This window comes from Streptomyces sp. NPDC087300, assembly GCF_044744425.1.
In the GTDB taxonomy this organism is placed as follows: Bacteria; Actinomycetota; Actinomycetes; order Streptomycetales; family Streptomycetaceae; genus Streptomyces.
On record NZ_JBIUYI010000005.1, the window covers coordinates 292,983 to 307,362 of the forward strand.

Annotated in this window: 11 protein-coding genes and 1 pseudogene; 6 read left to right on the forward strand and 6 right to left on the reverse strand. The window is 70.8% G+C overall.

Going from position 1 to position 14,380, the window contains the following annotated elements:
- Window positions 1–98: 98 nt before the first annotated feature.
- Window positions 99–5,765 (forward strand): hypothetical protein, encoded by a 5,667-nt coding sequence (locus ACIO9J_RS21565; RefSeq protein ID WP_402001765.1) that lies wholly within the window; start codon window positions 99–101, stop codon window positions 5,763–5,765.
- Window positions 5,766–5,843: 78 nt separating this feature from the next.
- Here the strand turns inward: ACIO9J_RS21565 and ACIO9J_RS21570 are convergent, their stop codons facing one another.
- Window positions 5,844–6,650 carry an SDR family oxidoreductase gene (locus ACIO9J_RS21570; protein ID WP_402001768.1) on the reverse strand — a complete coding sequence of 269 codons (807 nt, stop codon included), beginning with the start codon at window positions 6,648–6,650 and terminating at the stop codon, window positions 5,844–5,846.
- Window positions 6,651–6,713: 63 nt separating this feature from the next.
- Between ACIO9J_RS21570 and ACIO9J_RS21575 the strand changes: the two genes are divergently transcribed.
- Together ACIO9J_RS21575 and ACIO9J_RS21580 are read left to right on the forward strand one after the other, a co-directional pair.
- A complete protein-coding gene (locus ACIO9J_RS21575) occupies window positions 6,714–7,544 on the forward strand; it encodes a helix-turn-helix domain-containing protein (RefSeq protein WP_402001771.1) in 831 nt (276 codons plus the stop codon).
- 70 nt (window positions 7,545–7,614) lie between these two features.
- On the forward strand, window positions 7,615–8,082 hold the full coding sequence (locus ACIO9J_RS21580) for a hypothetical protein (RefSeq protein WP_402001774.1): 468 nt from the start codon (window positions 7,615–7,617) through the stop codon (window positions 8,080–8,082).
- Between the two features lie 15 nt (window positions 8,083–8,097).
- Here ACIO9J_RS21580 and ACIO9J_RS21585 read toward each other — a convergent pair whose 3' ends face one another.
- The 4 genes and pseudogenes from ACIO9J_RS21585 to ACIO9J_RS21600 all read right to left on the reverse strand — a co-directional run bounded on the left by ACIO9J_RS21585 (window position 8,098) and on the right by ACIO9J_RS21600 (window position 9,320).
- The gene (locus ACIO9J_RS21585) at window positions 8,098–8,313 is read right to left on the reverse strand and encodes a signal peptidase II (RefSeq protein WP_402001777.1); all 216 of its coding nucleotides are present in this window, start codon (window positions 8,311–8,313) and stop codon (window positions 8,098–8,100) included.
- An 81-nt stretch (window positions 8,314–8,394) separates the two neighbouring features.
- A pseudogene (locus tag ACIO9J_RS21590) lies at window positions 8,395–8,892 on the reverse strand (prolipoprotein diacylglyceryl transferase family protein); the annotation flags it as partial.
- Window positions 8,888–9,052 carry a hypothetical protein gene (locus tag ACIO9J_RS21595; RefSeq protein ID WP_402001780.1) on the reverse strand — a complete coding sequence of 55 codons (165 nt, stop codon included), beginning with the start codon at window positions 9,050–9,052 and terminating at the stop codon, window positions 8,888–8,890. The pseudogene ACIO9J_RS21590 and the gene ACIO9J_RS21595, both read right to left, overlap by 5 nt.
- Before the next feature lie 133 nt (window positions 9,053–9,185).
- Window positions 9,186–9,320: a hypothetical protein gene (locus ACIO9J_RS21600; RefSeq protein WP_402001783.1), complete on the reverse strand. Its 135-nt coding sequence runs from the start codon at window positions 9,318–9,320 to the stop codon at window positions 9,186–9,188.
- Window positions 9,321–9,559: 239 nt separating this feature from the next.
- Between ACIO9J_RS21600 and ACIO9J_RS21605 the strand changes: the two genes are divergently transcribed.
- Both ACIO9J_RS21605 and ACIO9J_RS21610 read left to right on the forward strand, forming a co-directional pair.
- A complete protein-coding gene (locus tag ACIO9J_RS21605; RefSeq protein ID WP_402001786.1) occupies window positions 9,560–10,132 on the forward strand; it encodes a GNAT family N-acetyltransferase in 573 nt (190 codons plus the stop codon).
- Window positions 10,133–10,328: 196 nt separating this feature from the next.
- A complete protein-coding gene (locus tag ACIO9J_RS21610) occupies window positions 10,329–11,018 on the forward strand; it encodes a hypothetical protein (RefSeq protein ID WP_402001788.1) in 690 nt (229 codons plus the stop codon).
- A 770-nt stretch (window positions 11,019–11,788) separates the two neighbouring features.
- Here ACIO9J_RS21610 and ACIO9J_RS21615 read toward each other — a convergent pair.
- Window positions 11,789–13,477 carry a helix-turn-helix domain-containing protein gene (locus ACIO9J_RS21615; RefSeq protein ID WP_402001791.1) on the reverse strand — a complete coding sequence of 563 codons (1,689 nt, stop codon included), beginning with the start codon at window positions 13,475–13,477 and terminating at the stop codon, window positions 11,789–11,791.
- Between the two features lie 218 nt (window positions 13,478–13,695).
- Between ACIO9J_RS21615 and ACIO9J_RS21620 the strand changes: the two genes are divergently transcribed.
- Window positions 13,696–14,343 carry a hypothetical protein gene (locus tag ACIO9J_RS21620; RefSeq protein WP_402001794.1) on the forward strand — a complete coding sequence of 216 codons (648 nt, stop codon included), beginning with the start codon at window positions 13,696–13,698 and terminating at the stop codon, window positions 14,341–14,343.
- Window positions 14,344–14,380 lie beyond the last annotated feature (37 nt).

Consider the following 14,380-nt stretch of genomic DNA (forward strand, 5'->3'; position numbering starts at 1 on the left):
TCGCGGTGATTCCCCTCCTCGTGTGCATGACGAGAAGCTGATCGGTGGCATCGCCAACGGCGCCTGGGTGGCGCACGGCCTTCTTGGGGAGAGTCACCGTGAGGACCATCGAGCACGTCGTGTCCAGGCACCACCCCGCGTTCGACGTCCCGGCCCTGCGCCTGGGGCTCGGCCGGGACGACAACGTCTATCTGGTGATCGGCGGCCGCGCGGACGGCCAGGCGCTGCGGCTCGCGCCGGACGGCTCGGCGCAGCGGTTCGGGCGGGTCGGGTACGCGGCGCTGGCGATCACGGCCGACGCCCAGGGGGTGATCGCGACCGCCGAGACCCACTTCCCGCACCGGATCGACTTCTGGGACAAGGAGTTCAACCGGCTCGGCAGCATCGACGACTTCACCGCCAACGACACGGACGGCTACTTCGCGCCCTCGGCCGTCGAAGCCACCAGGTCGGGCTGGTTCTACGCCATCGACCAGCACCGCAGGCAAGTGCTCAGGCTGAAGCCCGGCACCGTGGACAAGCGCATCACCCTCACCGGGCTCGACGAGAACGCCACCTCCAAGAAGGGCCCCGCGGGGTTGCGCGTGGCCGAGGAGCTGGGGCTGCTCTACACCGCCTGGCCCACGACGGCCGCGACAGGAATCGTCGCCGTCTCGACGCTCGACGGGGCATGGGTGCGCAACATCCCGGTGCGCCCCGCGGGCTTCGCCTTCGGCGGCTACGACGTCGACGACGACGGCCGGGTCCACGTCTCCACCGGCCTGCCGAAGGAACCGCTCCGGCGGCAGGTCAGCGTCTACGACCCGCAAGGCCAGTTGGAGCGCAGCGTCACCCTCGCCCTGCCCGACGACCCGTACGTGGTGCAGGACCTCAGGGTGCGCGGCCGCCGCTACTACGTGAAGCGCAACGACCCCAAGTACCTTTTCGAGGTCTATGAGTTCACCGGCGCGCTCGTGCGCAGGGTCGGCGCGGACGTCGAGCGGCTTTCCGTGACGTACGAGGCCGACGAGTGGACGGCCGGCCGCAAGATGCCGCTGACGATCACTCACGACCGGGGGCGGTGGTCCGACGACCCGTGCTTCCGAGTGTGGCTGCGGCCCCTGGGCGTACCGGAGTTCACCGAACTCCCGCTGGCCGACGGGGCGGTCACCCCGCCCGCCGACGCCCGGGGCCTCTACAACGTGCGGGTGTCGCCCGACGTCGCCGGACGGCTCAGCGAATACGTCGTGGACGGCATCGTCGAGATCCGCACGCCCGACAGCACCAAGGGCTCGCTGTCCCTGATGACCTGCCGCGTCGGCACCGGCACGGGCGGCGCCGAGACGTTCACCGCTCTCAACCGCTTCTCCTACGGCCGCGGCGAACCCGTCACCGTACGCGTCGTGGCCCGCGTGGCCGACGGCACGCCGCTGCCGGGCAGCGCGCGCGTGCGGTTGCTGCGCGACGGGGTGGAGGTCCACGCCGAGAACGTCACCCTGACGAACGGCAACGGCCGCCTCGAACTCACCGGGCAGTACACCGGCACGCTGGCGCCCGGACGCTACGTCATCGACGCCGAGCAGCCGCCCGGCTTCACCGTCGCCCCGCACCACCTCGACCTCGGCCCCGGCCTCGTACGACGGCCGGACTTCCACCTCACCTGGTACAGCGACATCTACGCCAACAACCACGCCAGCATCCCCTCCGACCCCCGGGACACCGTCAAGAACCCCTCGACACAGCGCCTGCCGCTCTTCGCGGACCTCCCTGACACCGTCGAGGCCCATGTCGCCAGGACCGCGAAGCTCGGGCTCAACCTCTTCGTCGACCGCCTCGGCTTCGCCTGGACCGATGCGTTCAAGGACGCCGCCGCCGACTCCGCCGTCGTCGACCGGCTGAAGCTGTCACGGACCGCCGTCCACTGGGACAAGGCCGTCTTCGAGGATCCAGGGCGCCGCACCATCGCCGGATACGGTGCCCGCGGCATGGAGGAGCAGGCGGTCCTCCTCGCCAACGACGCGTTGCTGCCGCTCAGTTGGCCCGGCAATCCGGAGTCCCGCGACCAGGCGGCGCTGGAACGCGACCTGCTGAAGGTGACCGATAGCCTGCGCACCTACGCGGCGTTCCGCGGCTGGACCTGGGGCGCGAACTGGTGGGTGGCCGTGATCGGCGCCGGAGCGGCGCAGGGCCCGGACGAGCGCAAGAAGTACGACGAGGCGCTGCGACTGGTCGAGCAGCCCGGTGGCTGGGCGCCGATCCTCGACACCGTCACCGACCGCTCGATCGCTCTGAAGACCAACGCCGGGGCCCGGTTCCGCGACGTACTGAACCAGCAGTTCCCCGGCAAGAGCAGCGCGATGACAGGACCCTACCGCGCACCGCAGACCCTGCCCCCGACCGTGTTCGCCGCCGCGGACGAGATCGACCTGCACTACCAGGGCGAGCAGCTCCAACTCCTGAACTCCACCGCCCACATGGTCGACTACTACCGGCGTCCCGGCAGGCCGGCCTGGGGCCACCCGGAGCTCTTCAACGACGACGGCACCGGCGGCATGATCCTGCCGACCCTGCTGCAACAGGTCATGCGGGGCGCGAACGGCACCGGCATGACCGGCGACCAGGGCGCCTACCACCTGGAGGGCATCACCGTCCTCGACGAACGCGGCGGCGGCAGCGGCGGCAGGCCCGGCGACCCCCGCTCCGGCGGCGCGGGCCGCACCTCGATGCTGCGCGCCGCCTTCGACCTGTGCAGCCGCCTGGGCTCCGCGACCGCCGCCGCCCGCAACGCCGACCGCGTCGCGATCGTCGTCTCCACCCGCATGCAGCGCCTGGAGACCTCGCAGGGCCTCAGCAGCAAGTACTTCATGCGGCTCTACGAGGCGTACACCACCTGTCTGTACGCCCACCGCCCGGCCACCTTCGTCTTCACCGAGGACGTCAGCGCCGACGTCCTGCGCGGCTACGACGCGGTGCTCCTCATCGGCCAGCGCACCGACCTGGACCCCCGCCTCGAAGCGGCGCTCACCGCGGTGGGCCAAGGACCGGACACCGTCCCCGTCTACGCCGACGACAGCTGCGTCCAGCGCCACAAGGACACCTACCGCCCCCTCGGCACCGCCTTCACCCACGTCGAGAACGACGAGACGCCACAGAGCGACGACGCGTCGTACTACCGGCTGCGCCGCCTCTTCCTCGATCAGGCGGCCAAGGTCACCGCCGCCCTGAAGGACGTCGTCGCCCCGGTCGCCGAGTGCGACAACCCCGAGGTGTGGCTCAGCGAGCGCAAGGCCGGGAAGACCACCTACATCTGGGCGGTCAACAACACGCTCCTCGACTGGGAGCCGGGCCTGGTCTGGCGCGTGGGCCTGCGGTGCGGCCACCGCGTTCCCGTGACGGCGAAGCTGAAGGTGGCGCTGCCCGCGCTGCACCAGGTCGTCGACGTGCTCACGGGGGAGCGGGTCAGCCTGCTCGGCGGCGAGTTCACCGCGGACCTGCGCACCGTCCCCGCCCGGCTCTACGCCGTCGTACCGCTGGCGCACGACCCGCTGCCGCCCCCTGCCGAGTACGCCTTCGGCCCGCATCTGCGCGACATCGCGGTCGCCGCCGACGGCCGCACCGCCGCGCTCACCGCCTTCAACTGGGACCAGAACCTCTACGGCATCGACCTCGCCACCGGCACCACGCGCTGGCGCCGCCGCATCGGCCACCACTTCGCCTACACCCCGAGCGCCCGCGGCGACGGCTTCGCCGCACAGGGCTTCGACCTGCACAGCGCCGAGGGCTACCACCTGTACCTGCTGGGCGCCGACGGTTCGCCCCGGCGCCGGTTCGCCCTCTTCGGCCTGCCCAAGAAGGCCACCGACTGGACGAAGGGCGAGTGGGGCCACGACTACGGCCTGAACAACTTCGCCGCCGCGCCCGGCGGTTCGTGGATCGCCACCTCCGGTGACCTGGGCCTCGCGGTGTGGGACGACGTGGACGGCGAGGCGCGCGAGAGGTGGGCGCACGAGTGGTGGAAGACCGGCGAGCGCGCCCCGCTGCGGCTCCTCGCCCTCGACGACGACACCCTCATCACGTTCGCCGCGCACACGATCACCGGACTCGCTGCCGCGGACGGCCACACCCTGTGGTCGATCCTCACCGGCGAAGGGAGCTTCGGCGGCGGAGTCGTCAGCGGTGACCGTCGTACCGCCGTGATCTGCTCGGACGCCGACGGCGGCCGCGTGTACGTGATCCGCGGCGGCGCCCTCCTCAACACCCTGCCCACCGCGGCCGGTGAGGTCTCCGTCAGCGCCGACGGCTCGTTCCTCGCGGTCACCTTCCGCAACCAGCTCAAGGCGTACGACGCCGAGCACGGACTCCTCTGGACGTACACCGGAGACGATCTGCTGCGCCGCCCCCGGGTCTCGCCGGACGGCACCCGCGTCGCCGTCGGCAGCGAACTCGGCACGCTCGCCGTACTGCGGCGCGACGGCACCCCGCTGAGCACCGCTGACCTCAAGGCGCTGCCGGTCGCGGCCTGGCTGCCCGACGGGGGTCTCCTCGTCGCGACCTGGACGGGTACGGTACTGCGCTACACCGCCGACCTCGACGAACGCTGGCGGACCCGACTCGCCCCGTCCGAGACCGACATCCGGCCCAAGCTGCTCGCCCCTGACCCCGTTCCGGTGGTCCGCCGCTCTGGCTGGGGCAACACCACGGCTCCCAAGGACCTCACACCCAACCTGATCACGACGGCTCCCGCCCTCTTGGACGTACGTCTGGTCAACCCGACCCAGTACATCGACCTCAGCAAGCAGAACCCGGTCGGCCGCCTCTCCGACGGACGCGCCGACCCGCCCGCCGAACCGTGGGTGCCCTGGTCGGTCATCGGCGCCATCGGTGCCGTCGCCGGCCAGGAACTGCTGTTCACCGTCGACACCTTCCGCACGCAGGTCCAGCTGACCGGAGTGACCTTCGCGGAGGACCCCGCCCACCCCGAGTCGTGGCTGCGCGACGTCCAACTCCAGTGGTGGGACACGCGAGCCGGGCTCTGGAAGGACGGCCCGAAGCTGCTCTCCGACGCGGGCGCCGTGCACAGCCACGTGTTCGACCCCCTTGCCTCCTCCCGCTTCCGACTGCGCACCACAGGTGGTGGCATCTGGCCCGTGGGCAACATCCGCCTCGGCGAACTCGTCTTCCACGGCACCGCGTTGGGCAACTCCCACCGGGACGTACTGGCCGACAACGCGCTCGCCGTCCTCTTCGACGACCGGGAGGACGACGTGCGCGACATCGTGGAGGACAGCTCGGCCGCCGACATCCAGATCGGCGGCGCGGCCGTCGGCACGAGCTGCCTGCGGCTGAAGAAGGCGGTGGAGCGCTACCCCACGGCGCGGGCCCCCTTCGGACACGCCATGCACGACTGGGACTTCAGGATCGTGGAGAACCCGAGCGCCCCCGGCCAGTACCGCTACCTCCAGTTCGCCTGGAAGGCCCTCAGCCCCCGAACCACAGGCATCAGCGTCCGCCTCGGCCCCGCGACATCCGCCCCGATCTTCTCGGCATCCATCGGCGACTCACACTGGCCTCCCCAGACCTCCATGGTCGAAAAGCGCTTCGACGGCCCGGTCCCCATGGACTGGACGGTCGTACGCATCGACCTCTGGAAGTTCACCGCGGGAGCGGTCAAGGTCATCGACCAACTCGCCCTGCGCAGCAACGGCGACGGCGCGCTGTTCGACCAGATCGTGCTGGCCCGGACGGAGGGGGATCTGCCGGAGTTGGGGCTGCCGGGGGCGGGGTGAGGGCCCGCGCTCGACGAGGGCGCCGGTGGTGGGAGGAGTTCCCCGATGCCGCGCCCCCCGCAGAGCCCTCTGCACCGATCACGCCCGGGACGCGAGGTCCCGCCACTCGTTCCAGGTGTCCAGCCGTTTCCGGTAGGCCGCTTCGACGATCGGATAGGGGTAGGTGCCGAGGAAGAGGCGTAGCGGTGGTGCGTCGGTGTCGACCAGTTCCAGGATGGCGGTGGCGGTGGTCCGTGGGTCCTGGGGGGTGCGGGCGGAGGCGCCGGCTCGGCGTGCGGCGCGGACGGGTTCGTAGGCGGGGAGCGGTTCGGTGTGTGCCGCGGAGGCGCCCGACCAGTCGGTGCCGTAGGGGCCGGGTTCGATCAGGGTGACGTTGATGCCGAGCGGGCCGACCTCCTGGGCCAGGGCCTCGCTCATGCCCTCCAGGGCCCACTTGGAGGCGTTGTAGAGGCCGAGCGTGGGGAAGGCGGCGAGCCCGCCGAGGCTGGAGACCTGAAGGATGTGACCGCTGCCCTGGGCCCGCAGGTACGGCAGTGCCGCCTGCGTCACCCACAGCGGGCCGAACAGGTTGGTTTCGAGCTGGGCGCGGGCTTGGTCCTCGGTGGTCTCCTCGACCATGCCGAACAGGCCGTAGCCCGCGTTGTTGACGACCACGTCGAGCCGGCCGAATGCCTCGGCGGCCCGCCGCACCGCGTCGGTCGCGGCGGCGCGGTCGGTCACGTCGAGGCGGAGCGGGAGTACGTCGTCGCCGTAGGCGTCCACGAGGGGGCGCAGGGTCTCGGTGTCGCGGGCGGTGGCGGCGACGCGGTCGCCGCGCTGCAGAGCGGCTTCGGCCCAGATGCGGCCGAAGCCGCGGGACGCGCCGGTGATGAACCAGGTCTTCATGCCGTCGAGCCTGCGCCGTTCCCGCGGCGGCAGCCAGCACCCCCACAGGGTTACCCTCGCAGCATGGCGGCCGACAACCTTCTGGGCACCTTCCTCAAGGCCCGACGCGCACGGGTCGACCCGGCGGACGTGGCCCTGCCCGCCACCGGACGACGCCGGGTGGCGGGGCTGCGCCGGGAGGAACTGGCCCGGCTCGCCGGAATCAGCGAGCCGTACCTGGTCCGGCTCGAACAGGGCGTCGACCGGCACCCCTCGCCCCAGGTACTGCACTCCCTGGCGCGGGCGCTGGGCCTGGACGCCGACGCCTCGGCCCATCTGCTCGCCCTCGCGGGCCACGGCACGGGTCCCGGTTCCGGTCCCGGTCCTGGCCTCGACCCCGGCCCTGCGTCGCCGTCGTCGCGGACCGAGGTGTCCGAGGACGTACACCGGCTGCTCGACGCGTGGGAGAACTGCCCCGCGTACCTCCGCGACCGGCGCTTCGACGTACTGGCCTCGAACAAGCGGGCCCGCGCGCTCGCCCCGATGTACGAGCCCGGAAGCAATCTGGCCCGAGCGGTCTTCCTCGACCCGGCGTCCCGCCGGCTCTTTCCCGACTGGGCCGAGGTGGCCGCGCAGACCGCGGCAGCCCTGCGCGCGGAAGCCGACCTCCGCGACCCCAGGATCGCCGGCCTGATCGCCGAGTTGGAGACGGACGAGGAGTTCCGCCGGCTGTGGGCACGCCACGAGACGCGGCCCGCCCGCGACGAACTCAAGCGCTTCGCGCACCCCGTCGTCGGCAGCCTCGCCCTGCGCCGGCAGGCGCTCACGGTCGGCGGCGCCGAACATCAGGTGATCATCGTGTACCAAGCGCCGCCCGGAAGCCCGTCCGAGAGCGCGCTCGCCCGTCTCCTATAACGCGTAACGCGTAACGCGTAACGCGTAACGCGGACGTGCCGGGAGTGTGGATTGGTGCGCGCTCATCACGGTGACTGTGGTCGCGGAAGCGGGCCTCGTGCGCTCGGAGGCCGGTGCCGAGGTGCTCGGCGAGGTCCGCGGTGAGGTCTTCCGGGGAGATGCCGCCGATGCGGCGGATGCCCGAAACGCGGCTGTCGGCGTGGACCGTCTCTACCTCGCGCATCCCTTCTCCGAAGGCCAGATTGCCGCCGAAGTGAACTTGGGCGACGCCGCGATCGAGGCAGGCGCGCGCCGCATCGTCAAACTCGGTGCTCGCAGGTTGACCGGCCAGGGGACCGTCCCGGACGCCGTCACCGGCAACCATGACGTGATCGCCGAGCGGCTACGCAGGGCCGGTGTCCCGGAACTGACCGTCGCTGCCGGAGCTCGCCGACCGCTTCGGCGCCGCCCTCGCCAGGATTTCCGGTCCCGGCCGACTCCTCGGGTACGAGGGACCCGTCCGGACCTTTCCCGGGTGCCCGGGACCCGTCCAGGTTGATGCCGCGGAGTACCGTCACCACGGCAGTTGGATCCAGTCCACGACCGCCCCCTGGAACGGGGAGGGCGGCCGGAAGACGCGATCCACGAGGTTGCCCGCCGCGCCGCCGACCAACAGGCCGAAGACCACACCCCACAGGGGGACGCGGACCCGGCGCGCGAACCAGAGCATCCCGACGGTCACGACGAGCTTGGCCGCGCTGAACAGCCACGTCGAGTCCTCGCCCACCACTTGCCCGCTTTCGACGTACCCATTGATGAGGCCGGAAGTCTCTCGGTCTGCACGGTGCCGCACCTCCCGATCCCGTGTGCACTATCTGTTCCTGGAGCTGAGGTCGGTAGAGGTGACGGCCAGGCGCGGCGGCTCATCGGCGCTCTCGTCGCCGCTCCCCGCCCGCGGCTGCGACACGTCCTCGATGCCCGGGTGGCGACGCGCCGAGAAGACGAGGAAGGCGATGGCGCCGGCGAAGACCAGGGCCGAGGTCCAGTTGTTCAGGCGCAGTCCGAGGAAGGTGGGATGGTACGTCGCCACGTCGAGCATGTCGGACGGCCGGTGCGCGCGGTCGATCTCCAGGCCCCAGGGGAGTGTGGTGGGGCGGCCGTAGAGCTCCTGATTGAACCAGTTGCCCCAGCGGCCGATCGCCTGGGCCAGGACGATGCCGGGGGCGACCGCGTCCGCGTAGGCGGGGAAGGGGACCCCGTGGCGTCGGCAGCCGACCCACGCGCCGACCCCGCCCAGGGCGATGGCACCCCAGATGCCGAGCCCGCCCTCCCACACGTACAACGCCCTTATGGGCTCGCCGTGTTCACCGGCGTCCGAGCGCCGCGCCGAGTACGGCGACCCAGATCAGCAGCAACGGCAGGGAGAGGAAGGACATCGGCGACAGCGTGCCGTGGCGCGAGGCCGCACAGGCCGCCGCAGCGAGTGCCGCGAGCGCGAGCATCTTGACGCCGTCCAGACGCTGGACCACCTCAAACAGCGTGCCGGTACTGCGTGGTGACGCTGGATCAGCGCCCGCTATCGCGATCAGTTCGAGGACGAGCTGCACGCCTGCGAGCGCCCCGCCGATCCTGCCGGCCCAACCGGCCCAACGTGCAGTCGAGTTACTGGTACGGCGGCACCGGCCGGTCAGCGTACGCGGCGGCGAGCACGAGGATCCATGCCGCGGCGTGCACCTGTCCGGCGGCCCGCGCGGTGACTCGGGCAGCGGGAGCGTGCTCCTTAGTGAGGATGGTCATTTGGTGTCTCCCCGCTTGTCGTTCCGGATCTGCCCGGCCACTGCGGCCCTTGTGTATGGCGGCTCGTTCGGCGACTCGCATGACGACCGACCACCGTGGCTAACGGTGGTAGCCACACCGATCAAGTTGCGGCTACCGGTGTTATCCGTCAAGGAGGCGAAGTCAGGTCAGGGGTAGGCGGGGGGGGGTGAGCGATATGACGCTGGTGTTCGACCCCCTGGCAGGGCAAGATCGGGCCCATGCCCAGTCAACATGAGATCGTTCTGCCGCCAAGCATTCGGTTGTCAGGAGACGGGATTCTGCTGAGGGAGTGGGTCGAGTCCGACCTGCCCGCGCTGGTCGAGGTCTACGACGATCCAGAGATCTACCGTTGGACTCCGGTGCCCTCTCCCTTCGATGTCGGAGCGGCGCGAAAGTACCTGGCCAAGGCTCTCGAGGGCCGCGAAGAGGGCCGCAGGGCAGCGCAGTTGGCGATCACCACCGACGGTGGGCAGGCGCGCGGCGAGGGCATCCTCTTTCACAGCGCGCACGACGCGCGCGACATCGAGCTCGCCTATGGGGTGGGTAGCCGACATCGGCGGCGAGGCCTGGCCTCGCGAGCCGTCAAGTTGATGGCTGACTACGCCGACCGCCAACTGGCAGCGAGACGCGTGCTGCTGCGCATCGAGGCCGAGAACGCTCCGAGCGTTGCGGTCGCTCACGCAACTGGCTTCCAGCTCACCGACGACGATCCCATCACGCGCGAGTCCAAGGGCCACCAGGTGACGTTGCTGACCTGGTGCTACCAGGGCGAAGGATCGGCGGGTTCGTAACGCGCGGCCACGCCCGCCACTTGGTACGACAATGTCTCCTTCCGCGAGTTCTGGCGCACTTCGTGCGATCCGTCCGGGTCGAGATCTCTGAGACAGAACCCGGACATTCTCAGGATCACTTAAGGATCAACGCGACCCTAGTGTCCTCGGTGTCAGCAGAAGACACCGCTACGGCCACCAGGTCCTGGAGTTCCTCATGAGTTCGCGTCGAGCCGCCCGTTCCACCCGCCTCGTCCTGGCCGCCGCCGCGGTGACGGCTCTGGCCGCCACCGCCACCGCGTGCGGTCCCGACGACACCACGGGCGCCGGCGCCTCTCAGGCCTCCTCGGCCGGGAGCGGCGAGAACGAGGGCTCGGCGAAGGACGGCTCGTCCAGCGGTTCCGGCTCCAACTCCGGTGGCACCGGCGGCAAGTCCGACTCCGGCTCCGGTGCCGAGGCCGGTGCCGGTAAGGGTGGCGACGGCAAGAAGGACGGTTACGGGCAGTCGTGTGGGACAAACGATGTGAGTCTCACGCTCACCTCCGAGTCCCAGGCGGGTGGCTACTACCTGGTCACGGCCAAGGCGAAGTCCGGGATCACCTGCTACCTGGATGTCAACACGCCGAGTGTGTCGTTCGGTTCCGGTGCGGAGGGTGTGGCGTCCCCGGTCGGGCAGGGTGGTGAGGACCCGATCAAGCTCGGTGGTTCCGCGGTCGCGTACACCGGTATCAGCCCCAAGTCGACGGACGCGGACGGCGGTGTCGAGTTCAACAGCGTGATAGTCGCCCTGACCGAGGACGACTCGAACCCCGCCGAGCTGAAGCTGCCCGAGCCGGCCACCGTCGACAAGCCCATCGTCACCAACTGGTCGACCAACAGCGCCGAGACCGTCCCCGTCATCCCGTAGCGGATTCAGGGCACCCTGTGGGCTCTGGTCTACGGATGTGACTCCGTGAGCCGCGGTGTTCCGCTGCGGCACGGAGTCGCCGGCGCGTTCACCCGCATCCTTGGGAGCGGCATCCGTGTACGGAGTCGAGGGGCGTGAAGCGCAGTGACGATCTTGGTGACCGGTGCGACGGGGAACGTGGGCCGACGGGTGGTCGGGGAGATACTGAGGGCCGGTGCGGACGTGCGGCGCTGACCCGCAGGCCGGACAGTCGCGGGCTGGGACACCGAGTACCACCTGCCCGTCGAGCGGGCCGTTGAGGCGTCCGGCATGGAGTGGACCCATGTCAGGCCCGGCGAGTTCGCTGTCAACTCCCCGCACATGTGGGGGCCTTCGGTCCGTGCGCGCCGCACTGTCGTCGAACCGTACCCAGACAGCGTCAGCGTTCCGATCCACGAGTGGGACATCGCCGACGTCGCGTCCGCTGCGCTCGTCGAGGACGGGCACGTCGGCACCGCTTACACCCTCTCCGGGCCGGTGCCGGTCACTCCCCGCGAGCAGGTGTCCGGAACGTCGACTTCCTCTTCGGCTACGAGGACTACTCCGGCGCCGGGTCGGCCCTCGACGGGCCCGGCGCTGCGGATGAGGCGGAGCAGGCGGAAACAGGGGTGGGTCCGGGTGCCGTCGCCGCCGACGCGGTCACGGGCCGGCCCCTGCGCTCGTACCTCACCTGGGCGTACGACCACGCCGACGACTTCCGCTGAGCCTGAGCCCGCCCGTGAGGCACTCCCTTACTCTCGCCCGTACTCGATCAACACCGGCCGCTCCGTGACGAGTTGGTCGTCCTCAGGGCGTACTCGCTGTGCGGAGCCGTCGAGGTGGCGGACGCGTTCGGCGCCGGGGCCGTTGGGTACCTCGGCCGTGCCGGTGTGGGTCCAGCGGATGCGGGCCGTGCGCGGGTGGCCGTCGGAGTCGGGGATGCGGAATTCGCACTGCCAGACGTTGTCCGGCAGGGAGGCCCGCGTGCCGGTGCCGCAGCCGCGCAGTCGCGCGCCGGTCAGCCACTCCTGGAGGCGCCCCACGAACTTGCCTGCCTTCGTGGGTGGTTGGCCCTCTGCCTGGAGCACGAGGGGGATCTTGCCGTTGCCCCAGGCGTAGAAGTACAGGCGGGCCACGCCGCGGTTCCTGGCGTACAGGCCGGTCAGATAGAAGCGGACCGCGTAGTCGGCCGCCGTTTCCTCGTCCAGCGGATCGTTGAGCGGCAGCGACTGTGTGGTGCCCGTGCTCCACACCGGCAGGTGGTATCCGGCGCGCTGAAAGGTCCGCTCGATCCCCAGGACCGCGTCCAGCATCGTCTCCGGAGGGTCGATGACGCGGCGTTGGTAGAGCTTGACGCCCGCCGCGTCGCAGTACTGGTAGCCGCCCGCCTCGGCGAAGCGCAGCAGGTAGTCGTGCGCCTTCCGGTCCCACAGCTCGGTGACCGAGGGGCAGACCAGGGTCGCGCCGGGGTCGGCCGCCCGGATGACGGCGCTCGCCCGGCGGGTCATCTCCACCAGGGTCCGCACGTCGCGGTTGTAGTGGTGCGGATGGTTGGCCACGACCCACAGTTCGTACGCGTCGATCCGGTCGCCCGCGTGCCGTACCACGGCGCGGACGAAGGCGTCCCAGTCGGCGAGGTCGTCCGGCGGGGCCGCCCGCGAACCGTCCGGGTAGGCGGCCCTGCGGGCGTCGGGCGCGGCCCAGGCGGGGGTGCCGCCGAAGGTGAACAGAGTCGGTAGCTTCTCGCGTTCGGCGGCGTTCAGCAGCCGGTCGAGGGTGGACCAGTCGAACTTGTCCTGCTTGGGCTCCAGTTGGGCCCAGCGCGTCTCGCTGTCCCACAGGCGCAGGGAGCCGACCCGGAAGGACGGTGTCGCCCCGCTGGAACTGTTCATCGTCACCCCGAACATCTCCGGCCCGACCGCCTTCGGAGCCCCCGCCCAACTCGCCGCGGCCCCGGCCGACGGAGCGGGCACGCGCACGGCCGCGTCCCGGCCCGGCGCGCTGGCCGCGGCGCCGCCGAGGACGAACAGGGTGACCACGGCGGCGAGGACGAGTCGCACGGGTGGTGCGTGGGGTCGCGGCGCTGCGGCTACCGGTTCTCCGGTTTCCAGTTCCCCGGTTTCCGGTTTTCCGGTCTCCGGTCCTCCGGTCTCCGGCGAACCGGCGGACGACTGCTCACGTCCGGTGGCCGTCCGCCAGTGCCGCAGCAATACGTTGAGTTCCTCCGGTCCCGCGCCGCACTCCTCGGCGATGCGGACCAGCAGGCCGTACTCGCCCGGCACCGCGCGGCCGGTGCAGTAGCGGTGCAGCGTGGAGCGGCTGGTGAACACCCGGCGGCCCAACTCCTGGTAGCTGAGTCCGCTGCGCTCCTTCAGGTCCGCGAGCGTCGCGGCCAACTCCCGTACGCCCGCTGTCCTTGCCTCTGTCTCCGCCTCTGCCACATCCCCACCCCTCGACGGGCCCCAGCGGCTCGTCCTCGCGTTCTCCGGCCGTCCCGTTCGATGTATGAAAGCGCAGTTCAGCGGGGGAGCGCGCGTCCCGTGACGATGTGGGACGCGAATCCGCGGGCTGGTGGGCGGCCGAGGCCGGATAGTAGGGCTCGCCGGGCCGACGGCTGAAGTCGGCTCGCTCACTGTCCGAGAACACGGGGGGAACGACTGTGACCAAGGGGAACAGCGCGAGCAAGGTGAACAAGGCGAGCGAAGCGAACAAGGCGACGAAGTCGGGCACGAGGAACACGAGGAACACGGGGAACATGGGCACGGGGAACACGGGGATCTGGGTGGAGAAGGCGACGCCGCGGCGGACGGCCCGCCGTACCGCCGTCGGCATCGCGGTGCCGTTGGCCGCCGTGGCGAGCCTCCTGGTGCTGACGCCGAGCGGCACCGCCGCGGCGAACCCGGGTGGGGAGTCCGGCGCGGCCCCGGCCGCCGCCTACGGGGAGGTCCGCAACAACACTCGCTGGACCATGGAGTACGCCTCCTTCAGCGGTTCCGGCCGGGTACACCGGTGCGACGTGTGGAACAACAGCGCGTCGGCGCGCAAGGACCACTGGACGAACCTGAGTTGCAAGCAGGTCGAGCTGAAGGCGGGGAAGAAGGCGGGCGGTCCCGGGAACGACGTCGACGGCTTCACCTTCGAGGACCGCGCCTACGACCTGTACATGCAGTTCGGCAGCGGCGCGAACAAGGAGATGAAGTACATGGGGGGCTTCAAGAAGGGGGTCTGGACGAAGATCACCGACATCGACGACGCACGCTGCGAGACCCTGGGGTCGGTGGCGAGGTGTTACGTGACCTTCCCGTAGGGGATGCCTCGTCGGGGCGCTCACCGACCTGAGCGCG

What these genes read in the sequence shown, in the direction of transcription:
- ACIO9J_RS21600 (WP_402001783.1), bottom strand. Translation starts at nt 9,320, where the DNA reads ATGACCATCCTCACTAAGGAGCACGCTCCCGCTGCCCGAGTCACCGCG.
- ACIO9J_RS21570 (WP_402001768.1), bottom strand. Translation starts at nt 6,650, where the DNA reads ATGAAGACCTGGTTCATCACCGGCGCGTCCCGCGGCTTCGGCCGCATC.
- ACIO9J_RS21605 (WP_402001786.1), top strand. Translation starts at nt 9,560, where the DNA reads ATGCCCAGTCAACATGAGATCGTTCTGCCGCCAAGCATTCGGTTGTCA.
- ACIO9J_RS21575 (WP_402001771.1), top strand. Translation starts at nt 6,714, where the DNA reads ATGGCGGCCGACAACCTTCTGGGCACCTTCCTCAAGGCCCGACGCGCA.
- ACIO9J_RS21610 (WP_402001788.1), top strand. Translation starts at nt 10,329, where the DNA reads ATGAGTTCGCGTCGAGCCGCCCGTTCCACCCGCCTCGTCCTGGCCGCC.